Annotated in this window: 14 protein-coding genes; 7 read left to right on the forward strand and 7 right to left on the reverse strand. The window is 58.7% G+C overall.

Features of this window, described 5'->3' with window-relative positions; translation table 11 throughout:
- Window positions 1–29: 29 nt before the first annotated feature.
- The 3 genes from FS804_RS15650 to FS804_RS15660 all read right to left on the reverse strand — a co-directional run bounded on the left by FS804_RS15650 (window position 30) and on the right by FS804_RS15660 (window position 3,951).
- On the reverse strand, window positions 30–989 hold the full coding sequence (locus tag FS804_RS15650; RefSeq protein WP_144577591.1) for a glycosyltransferase family A protein: 960 nt from the start codon (window positions 987–989) through the stop codon (window positions 30–32).
- The gene (locus FS804_RS15655) at window positions 986–2,497 is read right to left on the reverse strand and encodes an oligosaccharide flippase family protein (RefSeq protein WP_144577593.1); all 1,512 of its coding nucleotides are present in this window, start codon (window positions 2,495–2,497) and stop codon (window positions 986–988) included. The genes FS804_RS15650 and FS804_RS15655 overlap by 4 nt, the downstream gene beginning before the upstream one ends.
- A 221-nt stretch (window positions 2,498–2,718) precedes the next feature.
- On the reverse strand, window positions 2,719–3,951 hold the full coding sequence (locus FS804_RS15660; RefSeq protein WP_144577595.1) for a polysaccharide pyruvyl transferase family protein: 1,233 nt from the start codon (window positions 3,949–3,951) through the stop codon (window positions 2,719–2,721).
- 269 nt (window positions 3,952–4,220) lie between these two features.
- Between FS804_RS15660 and FS804_RS15665 the strand changes: the two genes are divergently transcribed.
- The 6 genes from FS804_RS15665 to FS804_RS15690 all read left to right on the forward strand — a co-directional run bounded on the left by FS804_RS15665 (window position 4,221) and on the right by FS804_RS15690 (window position 10,738).
- Window positions 4,221–5,420: a glycosyltransferase family 4 protein gene (locus FS804_RS15665; RefSeq protein WP_144577597.1), complete on the forward strand. Its 1,200-nt coding sequence runs from the start codon at window positions 4,221–4,223 to the stop codon at window positions 5,418–5,420.
- Window positions 5,421–5,484: 64 nt separating this feature from the next.
- The gene (locus FS804_RS15670) at window positions 5,485–6,744 is read left to right on the forward strand and encodes a DUF4038 domain-containing protein (RefSeq protein WP_246665899.1); all 1,260 of its coding nucleotides are present in this window, start codon (window positions 5,485–5,487) and stop codon (window positions 6,742–6,744) included.
- 253 nt (window positions 6,745–6,997) lie between these two features.
- On the forward strand, window positions 6,998–8,146 hold the full coding sequence (locus tag FS804_RS15675; protein ID WP_144577601.1) for an MraY family glycosyltransferase: 1,149 nt from the start codon (window positions 6,998–7,000) through the stop codon (window positions 8,144–8,146).
- 79 nt (window positions 8,147–8,225) lie between these two features.
- Entirely contained in the window at window positions 8,226–8,852 is a 627-nt protein-coding gene (locus tag FS804_RS15680) for a YdcF family protein (RefSeq protein ID WP_246665900.1), read from the forward strand.
- Window positions 8,849–10,126 carry a hypothetical protein gene (locus FS804_RS15685; RefSeq protein WP_186376824.1) on the forward strand — a complete coding sequence of 426 codons (1,278 nt, stop codon included), beginning with the start codon at window positions 8,849–8,851 and terminating at the stop codon, window positions 10,124–10,126. The genes FS804_RS15680 and FS804_RS15685 overlap by 4 nt, the downstream gene beginning before the upstream one ends.
- Before the next feature lie 3 nt (window positions 10,127–10,129).
- Window positions 10,130–10,738 (forward strand): putative colanic acid biosynthesis acetyltransferase, encoded by a 609-nt coding sequence (locus FS804_RS15690; protein WP_144577605.1) that lies wholly within the window; start codon window positions 10,130–10,132, stop codon window positions 10,736–10,738.
- On the opposite strand, the gene FS804_RS15695 is transcribed toward FS804_RS15690, so the two are convergent.
- The 4 genes from FS804_RS15695 to FS804_RS15710 form a co-directional block, all read right to left on the reverse strand.
- A complete protein-coding gene (locus FS804_RS15695) occupies window positions 10,702–11,877 on the reverse strand; it encodes a glycosyltransferase (RefSeq protein WP_144577607.1) in 1,176 nt (391 codons plus the stop codon). The genes FS804_RS15690 and FS804_RS15695 overlap by 37 nt on opposite strands.
- Window positions 11,878–11,894: 17 nt before the next feature.
- The gene (locus FS804_RS15700; protein WP_144577609.1) at window positions 11,895–13,157 is read right to left on the reverse strand and encodes a glycosyltransferase family 4 protein; all 1,263 of its coding nucleotides are present in this window, start codon (window positions 13,155–13,157) and stop codon (window positions 11,895–11,897) included.
- Window positions 13,154–14,407 (reverse strand): glycosyltransferase family 4 protein, encoded by a 1,254-nt coding sequence (locus FS804_RS15705; protein ID WP_144578108.1) that lies wholly within the window; start codon window positions 14,405–14,407, stop codon window positions 13,154–13,156. Before FS804_RS15705 ends, FS804_RS15700 begins: the two co-directional genes overlap by 4 nt.
- Before the next feature lie 480 nt (window positions 14,408–14,887).
- Window positions 14,888–16,051 carry a M20 aminoacylase family protein gene (locus tag FS804_RS15710; protein ID WP_144577611.1) on the reverse strand — a complete coding sequence of 388 codons (1,164 nt, stop codon included), beginning with the start codon at window positions 16,049–16,051 and terminating at the stop codon, window positions 14,888–14,890.
- A gap of 164 nt (window positions 16,052–16,215) precedes the next feature.
- Here FS804_RS15710 and FS804_RS15715 point away from each other — a divergent pair, with 164 nt between their 5' ends.
- A complete protein-coding gene (locus tag FS804_RS15715; protein WP_186376825.1) occupies window positions 16,216–17,334 on the forward strand; it encodes a D-alanyl-D-alanine carboxypeptidase family protein in 1,119 nt (372 codons plus the stop codon).
- Window positions 17,335–17,492: the final 158 nt, after the last annotated feature.

Here is a 17,492-nt window from a genome sequence, read left to right on the forward strand (position 1 = left end):
GCTCAATACCAACAACTGGCGGGCGATTGTTATCGGCGGGCGATTGCCGCGCGAATGCGATGGAACGCGTCTGGTCGACGCATAAGATACCTTACCGGTGGCAGAAATGCTGAAGCGGGTCTGAGGCGAACTGCCTGTGCGAGAAGGGCACGCGCGCCGGGCCGGCGCCGCAGCAGATTGGAAAGGGCGCACCAATAGGCGCGGTCGCTCAGGCTCGCGCGACCGCGTTTCAGCAGGGTTTCTGCATTCTCAAGGAAAGCCCCTTCATTGCCAAAGAAGCTTTCGAGCGCAGCCTCCATTTCGGTGTTCCAGCCGAGCACGTTGTCAAGAGTGGCTGATTGGTTGGCACCGTGGATACGCGTGAAATTCTGTACGGCATCGAGCTCGACGATATCACCCAGCACCGCGAGCCGCATCCACATCTCAACATCGTCGGTATGACGCAATGCTGGCCGGTAATGACCGGCTTGGTGCTGAATATGCGTTCTGGTGACGGCGAGTGGACCCGGCACCGGGCTGCGTCCCGTCGCGCAAATCCTGGCGATGAAGTCGATGCCGCGATGAAGCTGCATACCATCGGCATCGCTGCAAATGCTTGAGGTTATCTCGGCGTCGTTACGGAAGAAGGCGGTCCGCCCGTACGCCATATGCGCGCCGGGATTGTCGTCGAGCGCCTCTATCGCGCGCGCGAGTGCTCCAGGCGACAGCATATCGTCAGCGCAGACGATGGCGAAATAGTCCGCCCGAGCCCAATCGATGCCTTCGTTGAAAGACGCGTGACCGCCGAGGTTGATGGGGTGCAGGCTCGTCTCGATGAGGGGATTCGCGGTAGCGAGGGACCGGGCGATCGCAACACTGTCGTCCGTGGAGGCGTTGTCGATAATAAGGATACGCATTTCCGATATGTTCTGGCCAAGGACACTTTGAACGCATCCCTCGAGGAACCGACCGTAATTGTAATTGGGAATGACGATATCGATGCTGCTCATGGTTCAGCCGCTGCGGAAACGACGGTGTCTGAAATGGAAGCTGGCGCAGGAGGTCTACCGGCCCTGCGTGGACGTCCGGCGAAAGCATGCAGCGTCGAACGTATCTCGCTGACGAGTGGGTGACGCAGAAGAAGCAGGCAGGCCGCCCAACCGGCCACCGAAAGAAGGATGGCGCTGCCAGCCTGGGCGAGGGAATAATCGAAGCGGAATCCGATCGAAGCGGATATGGCGAGCGGTCCCGCAATCGCGGCAAGGGTCACGGCTGCACTCGGCCCGATGGCCGCGAAGAGTTCGGGTAATTTGAAGTGCGCATGGCGTCTTACCAGATAGAAGGCGACAAGCATCTGGAAGGGCAGGGTGACGAACTGGCTCAGCGCTACCGCGGTCAGGCCGAAAAAGCTGGCAGAGCAGAGCACGATTGCCGAGACGCTGCGGCAGACGAAATTGCCGAGAAAAGCCTCCCGGTTGGCGTTGAGAGCGATCAGCAACGGCGTTGTCAAAACCATTGGAAACCAGAAGATCGACGCAAGTGCGAGAATGCGTGTGATCGCGACGGCGGCGAGCCACTGGTCTCCAAGTGCAAGGCGCACGATGGGATCGGCGAGAATGGCGACCATGATCAGCGATGGCCAATACAGCACGGTGATGTAGCTGAGGGCGCGCAGATAGGATCTGCGGACATCTCCACCTTCGCGAACTTCGGCGGCGAGCGCCGGAAACGCGAAGGAGAAGATTGCCGAGAGGAAGATGCGGTCGGGAATGGAGCAGACGGTATTGGCGCGATTGTAGATGGCGACCGCTGTCGGGGTCATGGCAAACCCGAGGACGAGTTGCGGCAGGGATTCGTATAGCTTGTCGACGATGGTGGAGGCGCCCCTGAAGCGGCCGAATTCGGCCATGCGGCGCCACGATTTGAGTGAAAGGCGCGCTTTGCGCTGGGCCGGATCGGCATAGGCGGCAAGGGCGCTCGCAACGCTGTTGCCGACGAGCAGGCCGAGAGCGAAACTGACGAAGCCCCCTCCCTTGCTGGCAGTGAAGATTGTTACGACCGCCATAACGACGAGGCCGATGGTTCGGACGCGTGCGATGGTGCCGAAGGCCAGCCGCCGACGCAGCATCGAGAACGCCGGCATGCCCAGGCTTTCGGCCATGACGGCGGCAATTGCGAGGATAAGATAGTGCTGGAGACCGGGCTGGTGGTAAAAATTCGCCAGATACGGTCCGCACAGATAAAGAATGATCCCGAGAAAGCCGCTGACCAGGAGCAGCAGTGTGAGCGACGTGTTAATGTCATCGCGTTCAACGACATCGAGCTGGATGAGGAAATCGGAAGAAACGAATTCGCGAAAGGCGAAGATCACCGAGGTCACCCCGTAACCGATGACGGCAAAGCCAACTTCCGCCGGCGAGAGCAGTCTCGATACGATCGCTATCAAAGCGAAATTGATCGCGATTCCGAGGTGTTGTTCCAGCATTGCCATGAAAAAGGCGCGGCGGACTTTGTGCATCGATGGGCTCCGACAGCGTCGCCGATAATCGACGGTCGCGTCAAATTAGAGTGGAACCTGGACCTTGGACATCTGACCGTTGGGATGGCTGCCGGATCCCTGGGGGTAAACAGTTTGAAGGCTGTATCCTGAGGGCCGTCCGAAAACGTGCGGTCTACTCCCTTCGTATAATAAAGAGCTTGGCTGTGACGTCGACAGCATCATGTTGCGAGACCCTGCGTCTAAGTGGTAACGCTCTGCGGTGTTGCAACGGCGTCGATTAAGAGAAATTCTCGACCGAGGAGCGCTTCTTGCTCGGAGAGCTGGCGCTTGAAGCGATCATTGGCGCGGGCAATCCGCTGCCGCACAGCTCCTGCTCCGGCGAGTATCTCCTTCACCAGCTCGATGACTTCATCGACTTCGAACGTGTCGATATGCCGGGAGAATCTCTCCTGGTCGAAATCAGTCATCAAATCATCGAACTTGCGGGCATAACCTATGGATATTGTCGGATTTCCGAGTTTCAGGGAGCAGACCGCTCCATGATATCTCGACACGACGGCAAGGTCGATTGCCGCCATCTGTTGCATGATATCGCGCAGCGTTGCGGCCGAGCTGATGTCGATCTGGGCCAGCTCGTCCTCGGAGAGCATATCCGTCAGCAGAAACATCAAATCCGCACAGGCAACCCTGTCAGTAATGTCCCCCATCAAAAGGGTGATCCGGTGTCCTTCACCGATCAACCAGCTCACGAGCCGTGAGAGCTTGTGGATGTAGGTCGTGTAGATCCTGACGGAGTCGGGATCATTGTGACGCCAGCCGCGATAGTCCATGACCCCGACGCCTATCTTCATAGCGCCGTTGCCCTGGCTCTGCCGGTGGGGCACAGGAACAGGAAGATCAAAGGCGATATCGGGGTAACGGTGGTCTTGCGACACATCGACACCGATCATTTTCATGTAGTTGAGCGAGAAATCGTCCCGATAGGATCGATAGGAGGCCATCTGTGCGGCCGAGCGCAGGAACCAGCGGCTGAGACGGTTCTTCATTGGACCGGCACCGATGCTGACGAAGGCGATGCGCGTGTTACGAAGGCGGGCGACAAGACACCAGCAAAATACGACAAAGGGCCAGCCGAACCACCTTTCCTGAAAATCGTCGAGGATGCCGGTCCCCGGAATGATCATCAGGTCAGCCTTGTCGAAACTCAAGAGGGCGCTGACCAAGAGCATGAGCCGTCGAGGCACCTTGCCGAGTAGTTTGTCCAATTGCCTCATCCAGGCATTGGTCATAGGAGGCCCCCCGGCACCCATCGCGCGAATGTTGAACTTCGCGCTTACGACGGTCGGACTTGCGCAGATGCATAGGAGATCGGCATCGGGCCTCATCCTGCGCAGATAAAGGAGCATGGCTTCCAGCGACCCGTCATTGCCCGAATTGCCCGAGCCAAATTGTCCAAGGAGAGTGATCCTCATTTATTTTCCCATCGCAGCCCGGCGCCGACACGCTCGATATGGCATTGATATCCCTTGGATCAGCACGACCCCACACCGTCCTTCGGGTCGCGTCTTACGCCAAACGAATAGTTTCAGCCAAGCAAACCTCTCAAAAGAAGAAACAGCTAAGCCTAAGATGCAACTGACTGTCATTCCGTGGCTTCTTAGTATGTCGCACTAGCCGCCACTCGAACCATCCGCCTTTGATCGTAGCGGCATGGCTGTGGATGAATGAGCGAGGGTGCGCCATGAAGCTTGCCTATTTTGTCCTTCCCCATATCGGCGGCACCTATTCCGTCTTCAAACATCTTCGCAAAGGCCTCGCCGACTATGGCATGGACGTGCGATGGCTCGGCGTATGCAAGGAAACTTACGGCGTGCCACTCGATCTGCAGGGTGAGAGGGCATTCGGGCAATTGCTGCGCATGCCCGTCAATCTCAGCGAACGCGAATGTGCAGCGCGCATGGCGACCGCCATCGAAGAAGGCGGGTTCGACGGTGTGATCGTCAATGTTCTCGGCGATCAGTTGCAGACAAACATCGCGCGCTATCTGCCCGAGGGTATCCTGCGTATCCTCGTCGTCCATAATATCTCGCCTGGAACATATGCGGCCGCCCGCGCCGTGCGGGACTATGCCCATGTCACGATCGGCGTATCGGAGCGGTGCTGCGCCGATCTCATCGCGCGCAACGGCTTTTCGAAGGATCGCACTTACGCAATCCCGAATGCAGTGGACAGCGATGCGTTTCGTCGCCAGGCGGTTCGGCGCGTCAACCGGGGGCCGGAACTCAAGGCTCTTTTCGTCGGCCGTATTGAAGATGCATCGAAAGGCGTGATGTGGCTGCGGGAAATATTGGACGGGTCGCCCGAGGCGGTGCGCCTGACGATCGTCGGAGATGGGCCGGATATGGGCAAGCTCAGACGAAGGCTGGACCGCCATGGTGGTCGCGTCAATTACGCAGGATCCGTGCAGCTTTCAGACATACCAGTCATCATGGCGAGCCATGATGTTCTCATCATGCCGTCCCGCTTCGAGGGGCTTGGCATGACGATGATCGAGGCAATGGCCGGCGGCTGCGTCCCGGTCGTGTCTCATATTCGCGGCGTGACCGATACGATTGTCGTGCCGGGCCAAAACGGCTTCCTGTTCCCGATCGGCAATTATACGGCAGCGGCCAATGCGATCGCGCGCTTGCACGCCGATCGCGACCTTCTCGAGCGGATGTCGATCGCGGGAAAGGAAATGGTCCTGAACCGCTTCAGCATCGAGCGGATGGCTGCTCGCTATCACGACGTCATTTCCATGACGCTGAACGATCGTCCCGGCCTGTCGAAAGTGCTCAAAATGGAGGACTGGTCCATTCCCGCCGGGTTGCGACCCGGCCTTAGAACCTATCTGCCGTTGCCTTTGAAAAACTGGCTGCGTGTCGTTCGTGAACGGCTCTGAAGCGATGATCAGCTATCATGGCCGACTTGGACATTTGCGCGCCTTCCTCCTTCTTTGGCTATGCATGTCCTCAGCCTGTATCGCACAGGACAGCGTTTTTCCGCTGAGGACGGCGCAGGACGGGCGTTATCTCGAAGACAGCAAGGGTTTGCCATTCCTGATCGTCGGGGACAGTGCGTGGTCGCTCATCGGCGATACGTCTATATCCGATACGGAATTTTATCTGGAAACCCGAAAGAGGCAGGGGTTTAACACCGTCCTTGTCTCGTTGATCGAGCACCAGTTCTCCCGCAAGGCGCCAGCAAACTTCTACGGCGAAAGACCCTTCGAAGGCGATGCCTTCGGGCAACCGAACAAGGCCTATTTCGACAGGGCGGAAGAAGTCATAAAGGCAGCCGCTCGTCGCAACATGCTGGTGCTTCTCTGTCCGGCCTATAGCGGCGCACGCGGTGGCCCGGAAGGATGGTATCAGGAAATGGTCGCGGCCGGGCCTGAAAAGCTGCGGGAATATGGACGATATGTTGGCCAACGTTTTGCGAAGTACCCGAACATCATCTGGGTCCAGGGCGGCGATTATGATCCGCCCGATCGTGCTCTGGTGACGGCTGTCGCCATGGGCATCAGAGAAACTGATCCCTCCGCATTACAGACCGTGCATGGCAATCCCGATACGGTGACGAATGATTTTTGGCGCGACGCTTCCTGGCTCGATATCGATTCGGTCTATACGTACGGCGATGTCGCGGCGGCGGTGCTCAATCGGTACCGATCTGGACCGAGACGCCCTTTTTTCCTCATCGAAAGCGCCTATGAGGGCGAAAACAATGTCAAGGAACGGCAGGTTCGTCTCATTGCCTATGGTGCGCTGCTTTCGGGAGCGGGCGGCCAGGTCTTCGGCAACAATCCGGTATGGCATTTCTCCGCCGCCGGGCTCTATGACGCGAAGGACAGCTGGCAAAGCTCGTTAAGCAGCCGTGGTGCGCAAAGCATCACGCATCTGGCAACGCTTTTCAGGCAACTGGCACGGTGGAAGCTCGTGCCCGATCAGGGCAGCCTGCTGAAAGGCGATGCGGGCGCATTTGCGGCGCGTGACAGGGATGGCTCTTTCGCCGTGATCTATCTCGACACGCCTTCCGTTGCGATTGATCTCGACAGTTTGGCGGCAGGCGAGAAGGTGCTTCACTGGTACGATCCGTCGAACGGACTTTATATCGAACCGATCGTTCGCCTTGGCCGCAGCGGTCTTCGCAACATAACGGTGCCGGCATCGGCCAATGCTTTTGGCTTCCAGGACTGGATCGCCGTTCTCTCAGCTCAGGAATGATCGCCCGCAACAGCTCCACTCGCCGCCGAGTCGGCCCTTTGTGGCCGTTTGTCGTCAAGGTCTCAAACCTAGCTCTTTCGATGGTCGATCCGGTTCGGGGGTAGGGAGGGTAGACATTGATGTCGACACCCCCTCCCTTTGATGGATTTCACACGCCTTTTGCCCGCATACCCCTCAGGGCCGCTGTTTTTTAGGATCGGCAGGAGGCGGGTCTTGCGGATGCTCCGCCGAGGTTCATCCGGGGGGATCAGACATGTCGGGGATATTCTTCAACACCATCGCTACTTTCGTCCTGTGCGTGTCCCTCATCGTCGTTCTCAGGCGCCTGACCGTCGCCTATCAGCTCGTGGATCGCCCCGATCTAATCCGCAAACGCCACACCGGCGCCGTTCCGCTTTGCGGTGGCATAGCGATCTTTTCCGCTTTTGCTGTTTCCGCCTTCGTCGGCGGGTGGAGCGCCGCTCTCGGCATGAACTTCTGGCTCGGACTGGCCGTCATCCTGCTGATGGGTGTCGTCGATGATCGCCGGCCGTTGCCCGCAGGAGGACGCCTTGTCATGCAACTGGCAATGGCGATTGCTCTCGTAGGCGGCGCCAATATCGGCTCTCTCTCCGTCGGCGTTCTCTTCACGCAGCATTCGGATCTGTTCCTGCCTTTGTTTTTCGTCATTGGCGTTCTCTTCGTGACCGGGCTGGTGAATTCGTGGAACATGCTCGACGGCGTCGACGGGCTTGCTGGCGGCACGGCAGGTGTCGCGCTGATCTGGCTGATGATCGTGGCGATATTCGCCGGTGTCGGCGACATCATCGCGCCGCTTCAGGCACTCTGCGTATGCCTTTGTGCTTTTTTGGTTTTCAACATGCGTGGTCCATGGCGTGCACGGGCGAGCATCTTCCTCGGTGATGCGGGCAGTACTGCGCTGGGTGCGACGATTGCCTATGTGATCGTCCTGTTGGCGACCAAGAGCAGCGCCGTCTCGTTTCCGGCTCTGTTGTGGATCGTCATTCTGCCGATCACCGATACGCTCAGCCTGATTGTCCGTCGTATCATGCACGGGCGCAGTCCAATGTCAGCCGATCGCTGGCACTTTCATCATCTGCTTCTGGATTACGGTTTTACCCCGGCAGCGGCAACGAACACGCTGGTCGTTATTTCCTTCATCTGCGGCGGCATCGGTTTTGCCGGAATAAAAGCCGGTGTTCCGGCGGAAATGATGGCAGCCGGCCTTCTGATACCGATTGCTCTTCATACCGCGTTCGTCCTTGCCGCGACGGGTTATTTCTCAAAAACCTGGCTTCACAGGGGCAGCAACTTCGATCTCTACCGCGAGGCAGCACGTCTCCCGGTCGCTGCCACCGCCGCGACGGAGCCAAGGGCGATACAAGCGCCGAGTGAAGAGTAATGGCATCATGAAATCGCCGTGGCCCGGAACGCGAAGTCCCTCAAAGCCCGTTTCGAAACAACGGACCTGGCATTGGCGCATGTCGCGCAACATCGAAAAAAACTGGCTGCCTAAACGCAACTGGAACTGCCTCGGCATCATCATCTTCAGTGCGGTCGGCCTGTACGGGCTGTCCCTGGTTTCAGCCGGATCTCTTCTCGTCGTGGAGGATCCGCCCGGCCAAGCCGATGTCATCGTGGTTCTCGGCGGTGACGGGCCTCCTCGAGCTACTCAGGCGGCGAAACTCTGGCATGACGGACTAGCGCCCCTCGTTCTGGTGACGGGCTATGGGGATTGCGACTTCATCCGTGACATGCTGGTGCGGTTGGGGGTCAATGTCCAAGCCATATCGAAAGAATGTCTTTCGCTCAGCACATGGGAAAACGCGACCTTCGCAGAGCCGATACTGATTGAAATGCGAGCAAGGCGCGCGATCCTCGTCACGAGCTGGTTTCATTCGCGCCGCGCGGTGAAGCGCTTTCGGTTTGTGATGCCTCAAATCGAGTGGATTTCGCTTCCTGCGCACAGAGCCGTGCCGCTGTGGCGGCTTGCCTTCAGCGCCGACGGTGTGCAGGTTTTCAAAGAATACGCCAAAACAGTCTTTTACGACCTCAGAAGCAGTTTCGTGCGGGATTTGCCGCCAGTTCAAGCTGGACTCGCCTCATGAACACGCTTCTGGTTTTTTGCCTCTTCGGTGGTGTTGTCCTGCTCATCTGTTGGGGAATGATGCGGCGGGAACGAATTTACGAGTTCCCGTTCCTGACGGGCGTCATCACGTTCAGTTTCATCTTGCCGCAGGTTCCCGGCCTTGCGTCTGAAAGATTCCTGCCGGAAGGCGCGTTTGCCAGAACCGCCATCTTCATGATGCTGTGCCTCTTCATGTGCTGGTGGGGATGGAGCAGAAAGGCGAGACCCTTTGCATTCTTCCGGATCGATTTCGATGAGACACGTTTGCTCCTCGTCGCAGCCGTTCTTTCAGTCGCCGGCGCCTATTTCTATTTCATGCTTAGCCGACTGCCGGGAGAGCTGACCATCGCAGTGCAGATGACCGGTGTCCCTGTCATGTACATCTTCTTTTCGCGGCTGTTGAGCTATGGTCTCGCGATTGCCGTGCTTTGCCTTGCGCGACGATTTTCCTGGCTGGCACTGGCCGTCCTTGCGTTTGATCTGGTCTTTTATCTGGATCGCATCATCATCACCGGAAAGCGCGCCGAAGCAGTGGAACTCATCATGATGTTCGCGCTGGCATGGTGGTTTTACAAGGGGTGGGCCATCCCGCGGATCTTCGTCATCATTGCGCTTGTTCTTGGCACGCTCACGATGAACAGCATGGGCGATTACCGCGCCATCACCAAGGCCAACGACGCGCCCGTCTGGGATGACATCAAGAAAATAGATGTCATCGGCAATCTTGAAAAAGTCTTCCGGGATGGCGGCGACGAGATGCGCAATGCGATCATGCGGATCGACAATACCGCAAACACGCTGCAATTCGATTACGGCAAGTTCCACTGGAACAGGCTGGTGTTCAACTTCGTGCCCGCGCAACTCGTGGGCGTTGAGGTCAAGCAATCCTTCATGCTGCCGGTACCGGTACAATCGCGTGACTACAATCCAGTCCTCGGCACGACGGAGACCGGGATGGCGGACGCCTTCGGATCGTTCTGGTACCTGGGAGCGTTCAAGTTTTTCCTGCTCGCCTATCTGGTGCGCCGGATCTGGGTGACCGCCAACACGGGCGAGTTTGCCGCGCAATTCACCTATCTCCTGTCTATCATACCTTCCATGCACGCCATATCGCACCAGACCGACTGGGTTCTCATGGTCTGGGTGCATATGCTGATGTTCGCAGCGCCGGCGCTGGCATTTGCCGTCATACCAGCGCGCGTACAGCAGCGCCGGTACGAAATACCATCTTTGACGTCTCAGGCCGGAGGATAGGCGATGCGTTCACGATACGACGATCCCGGTTTTCAGCATGCGACGACGCCCCTGCCGCGTTTCGGAGGTCCGACCTTCGCATTGCATTTCCGATTGAAACGGCTGGGATGGATGATCGTCTGGCGGCTTCTCGCCAGCTGGACGCCGCCGCCGATGCGCCGTTGGCGCAATTTTCTCCTGCGCAGTTTTGGCGCGCGCCTGGATGCCACGGCAATGGTGTATTCCAGCGTGATTGTGTGGTGGCCGGGGCATCTCGTCATGGAACGCCATGCATCTCTTGGGCCTGGCGTGATCTGTTACAACGTCGACATGATCACCATCGGCCCCTATGCCTCGGTTTCACAACGTGCCCATCTGTGCACCGGGTCGCATGATGTTCAGGACAGCGCGTTTCCCCTGGTGAAGCGGCCTGTGGTGATCGAGGAGGACGCCTGGGTGGCTGCGGAAGCCTTCGTCGGTCCCGGTGTCATCGTCGGCAAGGGGGCAGTGCTCGGCGCACGCGCCGTCACGGCGAAGTCTCTGGAGCCGTGGACGATCTATGTCGGCAACCCGGCAAGACCCGTCGGCTCCCGCCGTCAAGACGCGGCGGCCTCCAACGCGCTCAGCCGATAGCCCTCCAGCGTCGCTTGGGCGATAGACGGCCAGGTGAATTTTTCCAGCACAAGCCGGCGACCGTTTTCACCCATCGTTCTCGCCTTGGCGGGGTTGCTGAGCACAGTTGCCAAGCCCTTGGCAACTTCGGCTGCGTCAACCGCGACGATGATCCCGGCATCGGCAGAACCCACCTCGGGAAAGTGGCACTGGTCGGTGATCACCACAGGTGTGGCACAGGCAAGCGCTTCGGTGATCGCCATGCTGAAACCCTCCTGCCGGCTGGGCAGACAGAAGCAGTCTGCGTCGACCATGGCTTGGAGCTTTGCTTCACCGTAAATGGCCCCGACCATAAAGACGCGGTTCCGAATATTCAGCTTGTTGACCAGATGCATGAACTGGCCCTCGGCTCCACCCGGTGGGCCTGCCACGACGAGATCGACATCGACATAGGTTTCACAGATAGCCGCAAAGGCCGAGGCAAGAATATCGATACCCTTTTTGACGTGGAGGCGGGACAGAAACAGAATGTAACGCCTGCCATGCGCCAGGGCAATTTTCCGCTTGAAATGCCCCCGGGCGGGAAGAGGATCGAACTCCTCGGCAAAAACGCCGTTCGGTATGATCAGATTGCGTGCGTGGAATTTCAGCGGCGCAACAGCTGCCATTTCATCGATGTTCAGCAGATGCAGAAACGCCGCCTCGTTCAGCATCTTGCGATAGCAGAGCATCAAGGCGATCTTCTTCTTCCACGATCTCTGCCCGAGGCTCCAGTGATCCAGCATGCCGGCCGGGCAAATGCAGTAGGGTACGCCAGCGGCGCGGGCGAGTTTGGAAGCATAGAGCAGAAAGGGCTCCCAGACGCCGTGAATATGCATGAAAGAGGCATCTTTCAGCAGGGCTTTCAGTACACGTCGGCCACTGAAGCAGAACAGCGTCTCCATGCTCCCGGCCGGCGGCAGCAGGTGCCAGTGGACATGCTCGAAATGTGGTATGCTGCGGCCGATTTCCTTGACCTGTGCCTCGATCGCGGCGTCGCCATGGCTGACGATATGCACATCAAGGCCGAGGCCCGCCTGTGCGGCGGCAAGGCGCATGGCAACGGCCTGTAACCCGCCGTATTTGGGATCGATCGCAGCGATGACGTGGATGATCTTCATATGTCTTTGCTCCCCAGCTATCGCGCTTCATCCGCCAGGCAAAGACCCACAGGCTTCGACAGATGTGGCCCGGAAAGCGCAGCGAGAAGCCGTTCCCCATAAGACTCCACTGTATGTTCGGCCGCGCGCAGAAGGGCATTGGCGGACATGGTCCGCCTCAGCTCGGGATTGTCGGCGAGCGCACGCACGGCAGTTGCGATAGCTTCTGCATCGCAGACAGGAACGATGAAACCTTCGATGCCATCGCGCACGACAGTGCCGGTGTTCTCCGTTGTTATCACTGGCAGGCCGGCTGCCAGCGCCTCATAGACGGCGGTCGCAGACCCTTCGCAAAGCGACGGCAGCAGGAAGACATCCGCCCACCGAAACTCCTCGATGATCTGCGCGCGCGGCACGATCCCTCTCAGTTCAACCCACTGCGATATCTGTTGCTTGACGTCATCGTGTGCGCGAACGCGGCCCGCCATCCGGAAGCGGGCACGATCCTCCATCAGTCGGGCGGCTTCCACGACATAGGGCGACCCCTTGCGCAATCCGACTTCGCCCACGGTCAGAACCCTGATCGGTCCTGGCATGCGTGCTTGTCTGTCGATCGCAGCGGCAGCATTGACTCCATAGGGAACGACCACACACCTGGCTTGCGGCCCACCGCACGCGACAACGTGCTTGCGAACAAATTCCGACGGGCAGACAATGACATCCGCAAGCTGCCACTCCGCTTTCTCCCGGTCGGCGAATAGGCGCGCGTGCGGATTATCCTGCGCCGGGCCGGTCCATTCGGGAAACCGCGCCATCTCCTGTGCCAAAAGCGCTTCGACAACGTCACGGGGCGCGATCATCTGCTCGACTGCGGTCCAAAGGCCCTGCTGCTTTGCTGCCCGCATCTGTTCAAGTGCGTCGCCGCTGAAGGCATAGAGCCCAGCCGCGCCATGGAAGCCGCGCCGGGCCACCCTCTCTGAAAAAACTGATCCGGCCCAGATCGCGTGAGAGGTCTCTTCCACAACGTCTCTGGCGCGCATGTGGCGCAGAACGGAACGGAGGCCAAAGCCGGAAAACACGGTCGTCAGCGCCGTCGGCACGCCTTTGGGCAGCCGACCCGCCAAACGTCTGACCGGTGGCGGGTAAAACGTCGCCGGAAACGAATTGACGATTCTCGGCCAGCCTTTGGTGGCGCATATGTCGGTATAAAAATGCGCCAGCCTGCCAGCGGATGCAAATATTCTCGGTACGGCATAATGCATGCGGGCGCCGAGCTGACTGACGACGACTTTGTCTTTCATGGCGAGATACCTTGAGCGAGAGGGGCCCCGGAAGGCGCGACAGTCCGCAGCCTGGCGATCAGTCCCTCCCAGGCGTCTGCCGCCCTTTCTCGGGAATAGTCGGTACAAAGCAGCCGCCTTGCCGCATCCCCCATTTCTGCCGCGGTGTTCGGGTTGTCGCAGAGCTTTTCGATGATGCTGCAGAGCTTATCGGTCTCGCCGATTTCGACGTTGCTGCCGCACCCTTTGGCTCTTAAAACGCGCGGCACCTCTCCATCATGATCGCCAACGAAGATTGTCGGCCTTCCGGCCGCCAGGATGCCATAGAATTTGCTTGGAATGATGCAATGTTCCAGTTCCGGCAGCAGTGAGACGAGATGTACATCTGCAACGCTGAGGCTTTCAGCCAGTTTCTCAACGGGCTGCAGCGGCTTGAAGATGACGTTCTGAAGACCGAGATCAAGAACGGCGGTTTTCACAGCCGCGTGCTGGTGTCCGCCGCCAATCAGAAGGAACTGAATATCTGCCCGGTGCTCCAGACGTTTTGCCGCTGCCAGCATAGTGCCGAACTCATGCGCCCGCCCGAAGTTTCCTGAATAACCCACGACAAACACATCCTGCAGTCCCCACGCTTTCCGCAGGCTGTTATCCTGGGGCGAGACGGGATAGATTTCCTCCCCATCCGACCAGTGATGCAGGACGCTGACGTGGTCTTTTGAGATGCCTTGCGTGAAAATGAATTCGGCCATCTTGTCGGTCGGGCAGACGACCATGCCGGGGGATCGCAGAGACCAGTTGCGCGCCTGCGTCAGCCATGGCCCAACCCACCGTGCGCGTTTCCTGAAAAATCCAAGCTCCGTTGCTGTCTCCGGAAAAAGGTCCATGATCCAGTTCACCATGAGCGCCCCCTTGAGGCGGATCGCAACGCTGCTCATGACGGAAAGGAGCGGAGGATCGGTGCAGACAACCACCGTATCCGTCGCCCGAACGTTGCGCAGGAGCCAAACGAATGCCAGCACCTGAAAGAGAAGATAATCAATGCTGCGGCGCATGAGGCTGTGCCGACCGAAACGGCCGCTCGCCAGCCGTACGATAGCAATCCCTCGAACTGTGTCTGTTGTGGGCAGCACGCTGCCCGGGTGATCATGGATTTCGCGACTTGCAACGACAATCACATCCAGTCCGCGCTGGGCCATTGAAAAGGCGAGCGATGATATCATGCGGCTCGTTGCCGACTGGTCGGGAAAGCCGTATCTGTTCAGGAAGATCATCCTCACGCTTTTTTCTCCCCAAATCTTCCGTTTGAAGGAGCATTCTTGGCGACGGGAAAACGGGCGGCAAGCTGGTCGTAAGGACTAATGAACTCACGATACGGAGAGGCCCATACTCCAAAGTTGGCGCCTTCCTATCCTTTTGGTAGCGGAATGCGGGATGACGCCCTTATGGGTTATCGAATCCACAAAAATGCTAGCGATTTGAAAGGCAGAGGCTCGGTCTCCTTTGCGCGCTGCTTTCGGGCCGTTGCCGGGTGCAGCCGCCATTAGCCGGCATGGCAGGCACACGCTAGACCCAATTGCCCACGGGTTCAGCATTGCCATCGACGTCAGCTTTTTGTTTCTCGATGCAAGCAAACCCGCTGACATCACCAGCATCGCTTGGGTGGCGCGATCTGGCTCGCCTGCCAATCGAACCTCAACTTAAACTGCGGCTCAGGTTCGTACCATCTCGCGCTCGTCGTCCTCCAGCCCCAATCAGGCCGCAAGCCGTTGCTCGGCAAGTTTGACCCAATAGGAGATGCCGTAAGCGATCGCGTCGTCGTTGAAATCATAGCCGGGATTGTGGAGGCCCGCTGTGTCGCCGTTGCCGATGAAGATGAAGCAACCGGGGCGTTCTTTTAGCATGAAGGAAAAATCTTCGCCTGCCATGGACGGATCGACATCGGGATCGACGTTGCGCTCACCGGCTACGTCCCGCGCGACGGCGATGGCGTGATCTGTCTCTTCGGAATGGTTGAAGGTCACCGGGCAATAGCGCTCATAAACGACGTCCGCTTCCGCGCCATTGGCAAGCGCAATGCCTTCCGCCATCTGCTTGATGCGCTCCTGCGCCAGATCGCGCACCGTTTCGTCAAGACTGCGGACCGTGCCGGCAATCACCGCCTCGTTGGGAATGATGTTATGGCTGGAGCCCGCATGAAACCGGGTGACGGAGACGACAACCGAGCGGATGGGGTCGGCGTTGCGCGAGGCGATCATTTGCAGGTTGCCGACGATCTGTGCGCCGATGGTGATTGGATCGATGGTCCGGTGAGGCTGGGCAGCATGGCCGCCGCGGCCCTTGACGGTGATCGAAAACTTATCAGGTGCGGCCATGATGCCGCCCTTGCGGATGGCAAAGGCACCCAGCGGAATGCCCGGCATATTGTGCATGCCATACACTTCGTTGATGCCGAAATGGTCCATCAGGCCATCTTCGACCATGGCGAGCGCGCCGGCGCCGCCTTCTTCCGCCGGCTGAAAAATGACAGCGATCGAGCCGGCAAAATTGCGGGTCTCGGTGAGGTATTTCGCTGCGCCGAGAAGCATCGCGGTGTGGCCGTCGTGGCCGCAGGCGTGCATGGCGCCGGGCGTTTTCGATGCCCAGGCTTTGCCGGTTTCCTCGACGATGGGCAGCGCGTCCATATCTGCCCGAAAGCCGATCGTGCGGTTGCCTGGAAGATTGCCCCTGATGATTCCGACCACACCTGTGCGCCCGATCCCGGTCACGATTTCGTCAACGCCAAAGGACTTCAGCTTCTCCGCAACAAAGGCTGCGGTGTTGTCGACGTCATACAAAATCTCGGGATTTTCATGCAGGTGATGCCGCCATTCGCTGACTTCCTGCTGGAGTTCGGCGGCTCTGTTCAAAATCGGCATTCGTTCATTCCTGGGTTCATCGGTACGGCGTGTCGTAAAACTCCATCCTCCGTGGTGGATAGTGCGCCGCATAATTGACGTAATCAATGTACTTTGCCATTGCTAGGACATATATGGTGAATATTGCCATTCCCCGACTGAAGACGGGAATTCGAGGACTAGCCTTGCCACAGACTTTCAAATCGCCAACTGCCGCCCGCCGGCTTTCCGCAGCCATTGCCATCATCACCGCAGGCGTCGTCGCTGCTGCCCCTGTGGCCAATGCCAATCCGAAAATGGTGATTGATGTCAAAACCGGTAAGGTGATCTCGCATCAGGAAGCCTTCCGCAAATGGTATCCTGCGTCGCTGACCAAGCTGATGACCGCCTATATCGCATTCTCGCAGATGAAGGCCGGCAAGATCAGCCCGCAGACCGAAGTGGTGATGAGCAAGAAGGCCGCCGACCAGCCCGCCTCCAAGATGTATTTCAAGCCTGGCCAGAAGCTGACGATGGACAGCGCGCTCAAGCTGCTGCTGATCAAGTCCGCCAACGACATTGCTGTTGCGATTGCCGAGACCATCGGCGGCAACACGGATAACTTCGTAGCGCAGATGAATGCGCAGGCGCAACGCCTCGGCATGAATTCCACGCATTACGTGAACCCCAACGGCCTGCCAGGTAAAGGCCAGTACACGACGGCCCGCGACCTCGCGCTGCTGGCCCTGATCATCAAACGCGAATTCCCCGAATATGCCCATTATTTCTCGCTTGAGGGCGTGACCACGGGCAAGAAGAATTACGCCAATTTCAACATGCTTGTCGGTCGCTTCGATGGTGCCGATGGCATGAAGACCGGCTTTATCTGCGCTTCCGGGTTCAACCAGGTGGCATCGGCCGTGCGCAACGGCCGCTCCATCATCACCGTGGTGCTGGGGGCCGATAGTCTGGCGGGTCGAACCGATCAGTCGGCCGATCTTTTGCAGATGGGCCTGACGTCTCCTTCCGGTCAGGGTGTTTCGCTTGCCTCGCTTGCCCCCTATGGTGATACCGCCGAGGTCAACGATATCAGCGCCGAAATCTGCAACCCGAAGGCGGCCAAAATCCGCAGTGAGGGACGCGACGAAGCAGGCCGCATGGTCATCCATTCGCCCTATGTGCAGGAAATGACCCGCCCGCCGGAATATTCCTTCGCCGGTCTTATACCGGGCAGCGAGACGGTCGCGGTTAATGCGCCCAAAGGCGCGGCCGCAAAGGGGCAGTTGGCGAACGTCCCGATCCCGATCCCACGGCCCACATTCTGACGAACGGGCGAAGGTGCCGGCACAGGTCTGCCGGCTACGATGCCATTTGGCTATTCGCAGGTCGATCATGTTATGATATTACAGTGTCGCTCGCGGCTGCCAGCCTCGGGCGATTTGTTTTAGCTTTACGCCGTTGCGGGTCTTGCGTCCTGAACTGA

The organism is Agrobacterium sp. DE0009 (assembly GCF_007680755.1).
GTDB lineage: Bacteria > Pseudomonadota > Alphaproteobacteria > Rhizobiales > Rhizobiaceae > Agrobacterium > Agrobacterium tumefaciens_B.

Coding starts and splice junctions, on each gene's coding strand:
- FS804_RS15650 (WP_144577591.1), bottom strand. CDS start 989: ATGAGCAGCATCGATATCGTCATTCCCAATTACAATTACGGTCGGTTC.
- FS804_RS15655 (WP_144577593.1), bottom strand. CDS start 2,497: ATGCACAAAGTCCGCCGCGCCTTTTTCATGGCAATGCTGGAACAACAC.
- FS804_RS15660 (WP_144577595.1), bottom strand. CDS start 3,951: ATGAGGATCACTCTCCTTGGACAATTTGGCTCGGGCAATTCGGGCAAT.
- FS804_RS15665 (WP_144577597.1), top strand. CDS start 4,221: ATGAAGCTTGCCTATTTTGTCCTTCCCCATATCGGCGGCACCTATTCC.
- FS804_RS15670 (WP_246665899.1), top strand. CDS start 5,485: ATGTCCTCAGCCTGTATCGCACAGGACAGCGTTTTTCCGCTGAGGACG.
- FS804_RS15675 (WP_144577601.1), top strand. CDS start 6,998: ATGTCGGGGATATTCTTCAACACCATCGCTACTTTCGTCCTGTGCGTG.
- FS804_RS15680 (WP_246665900.1), top strand. CDS start 8,226: ATGTCGCGCAACATCGAAAAAAACTGGCTGCCTAAACGCAACTGGAAC.
- FS804_RS15685 (WP_186376824.1), top strand. CDS start 8,849: ATGAACACGCTTCTGGTTTTTTGCCTCTTCGGTGGTGTTGTCCTGCTC.
- FS804_RS15690 (WP_144577605.1), top strand. CDS start 10,130: ATGCGTTCACGATACGACGATCCCGGTTTTCAGCATGCGACGACGCCC.
- FS804_RS15695 (WP_144577607.1), bottom strand. CDS start 11,877: ATGAAGATCATCCACGTCATCGCTGCGATCGATCCCAAATACGGCGGG.
- FS804_RS15700 (WP_144577609.1), bottom strand. CDS start 13,157: ATGAAAGACAAAGTCGTCGTCAGTCAGCTCGGCGCCCGCATGCATTAT.
- FS804_RS15705 (WP_144578108.1), bottom strand. CDS start 14,407: ATGATCTTCCTGAACAGATACGGCTTTCCCGACCAGTCGGCAACGAGC.
- FS804_RS15710 (WP_144577611.1), bottom strand. CDS start 16,051: ATGCCGATTTTGAACAGAGCCGCCGAACTCCAGCAGGAAGTCAGCGAA.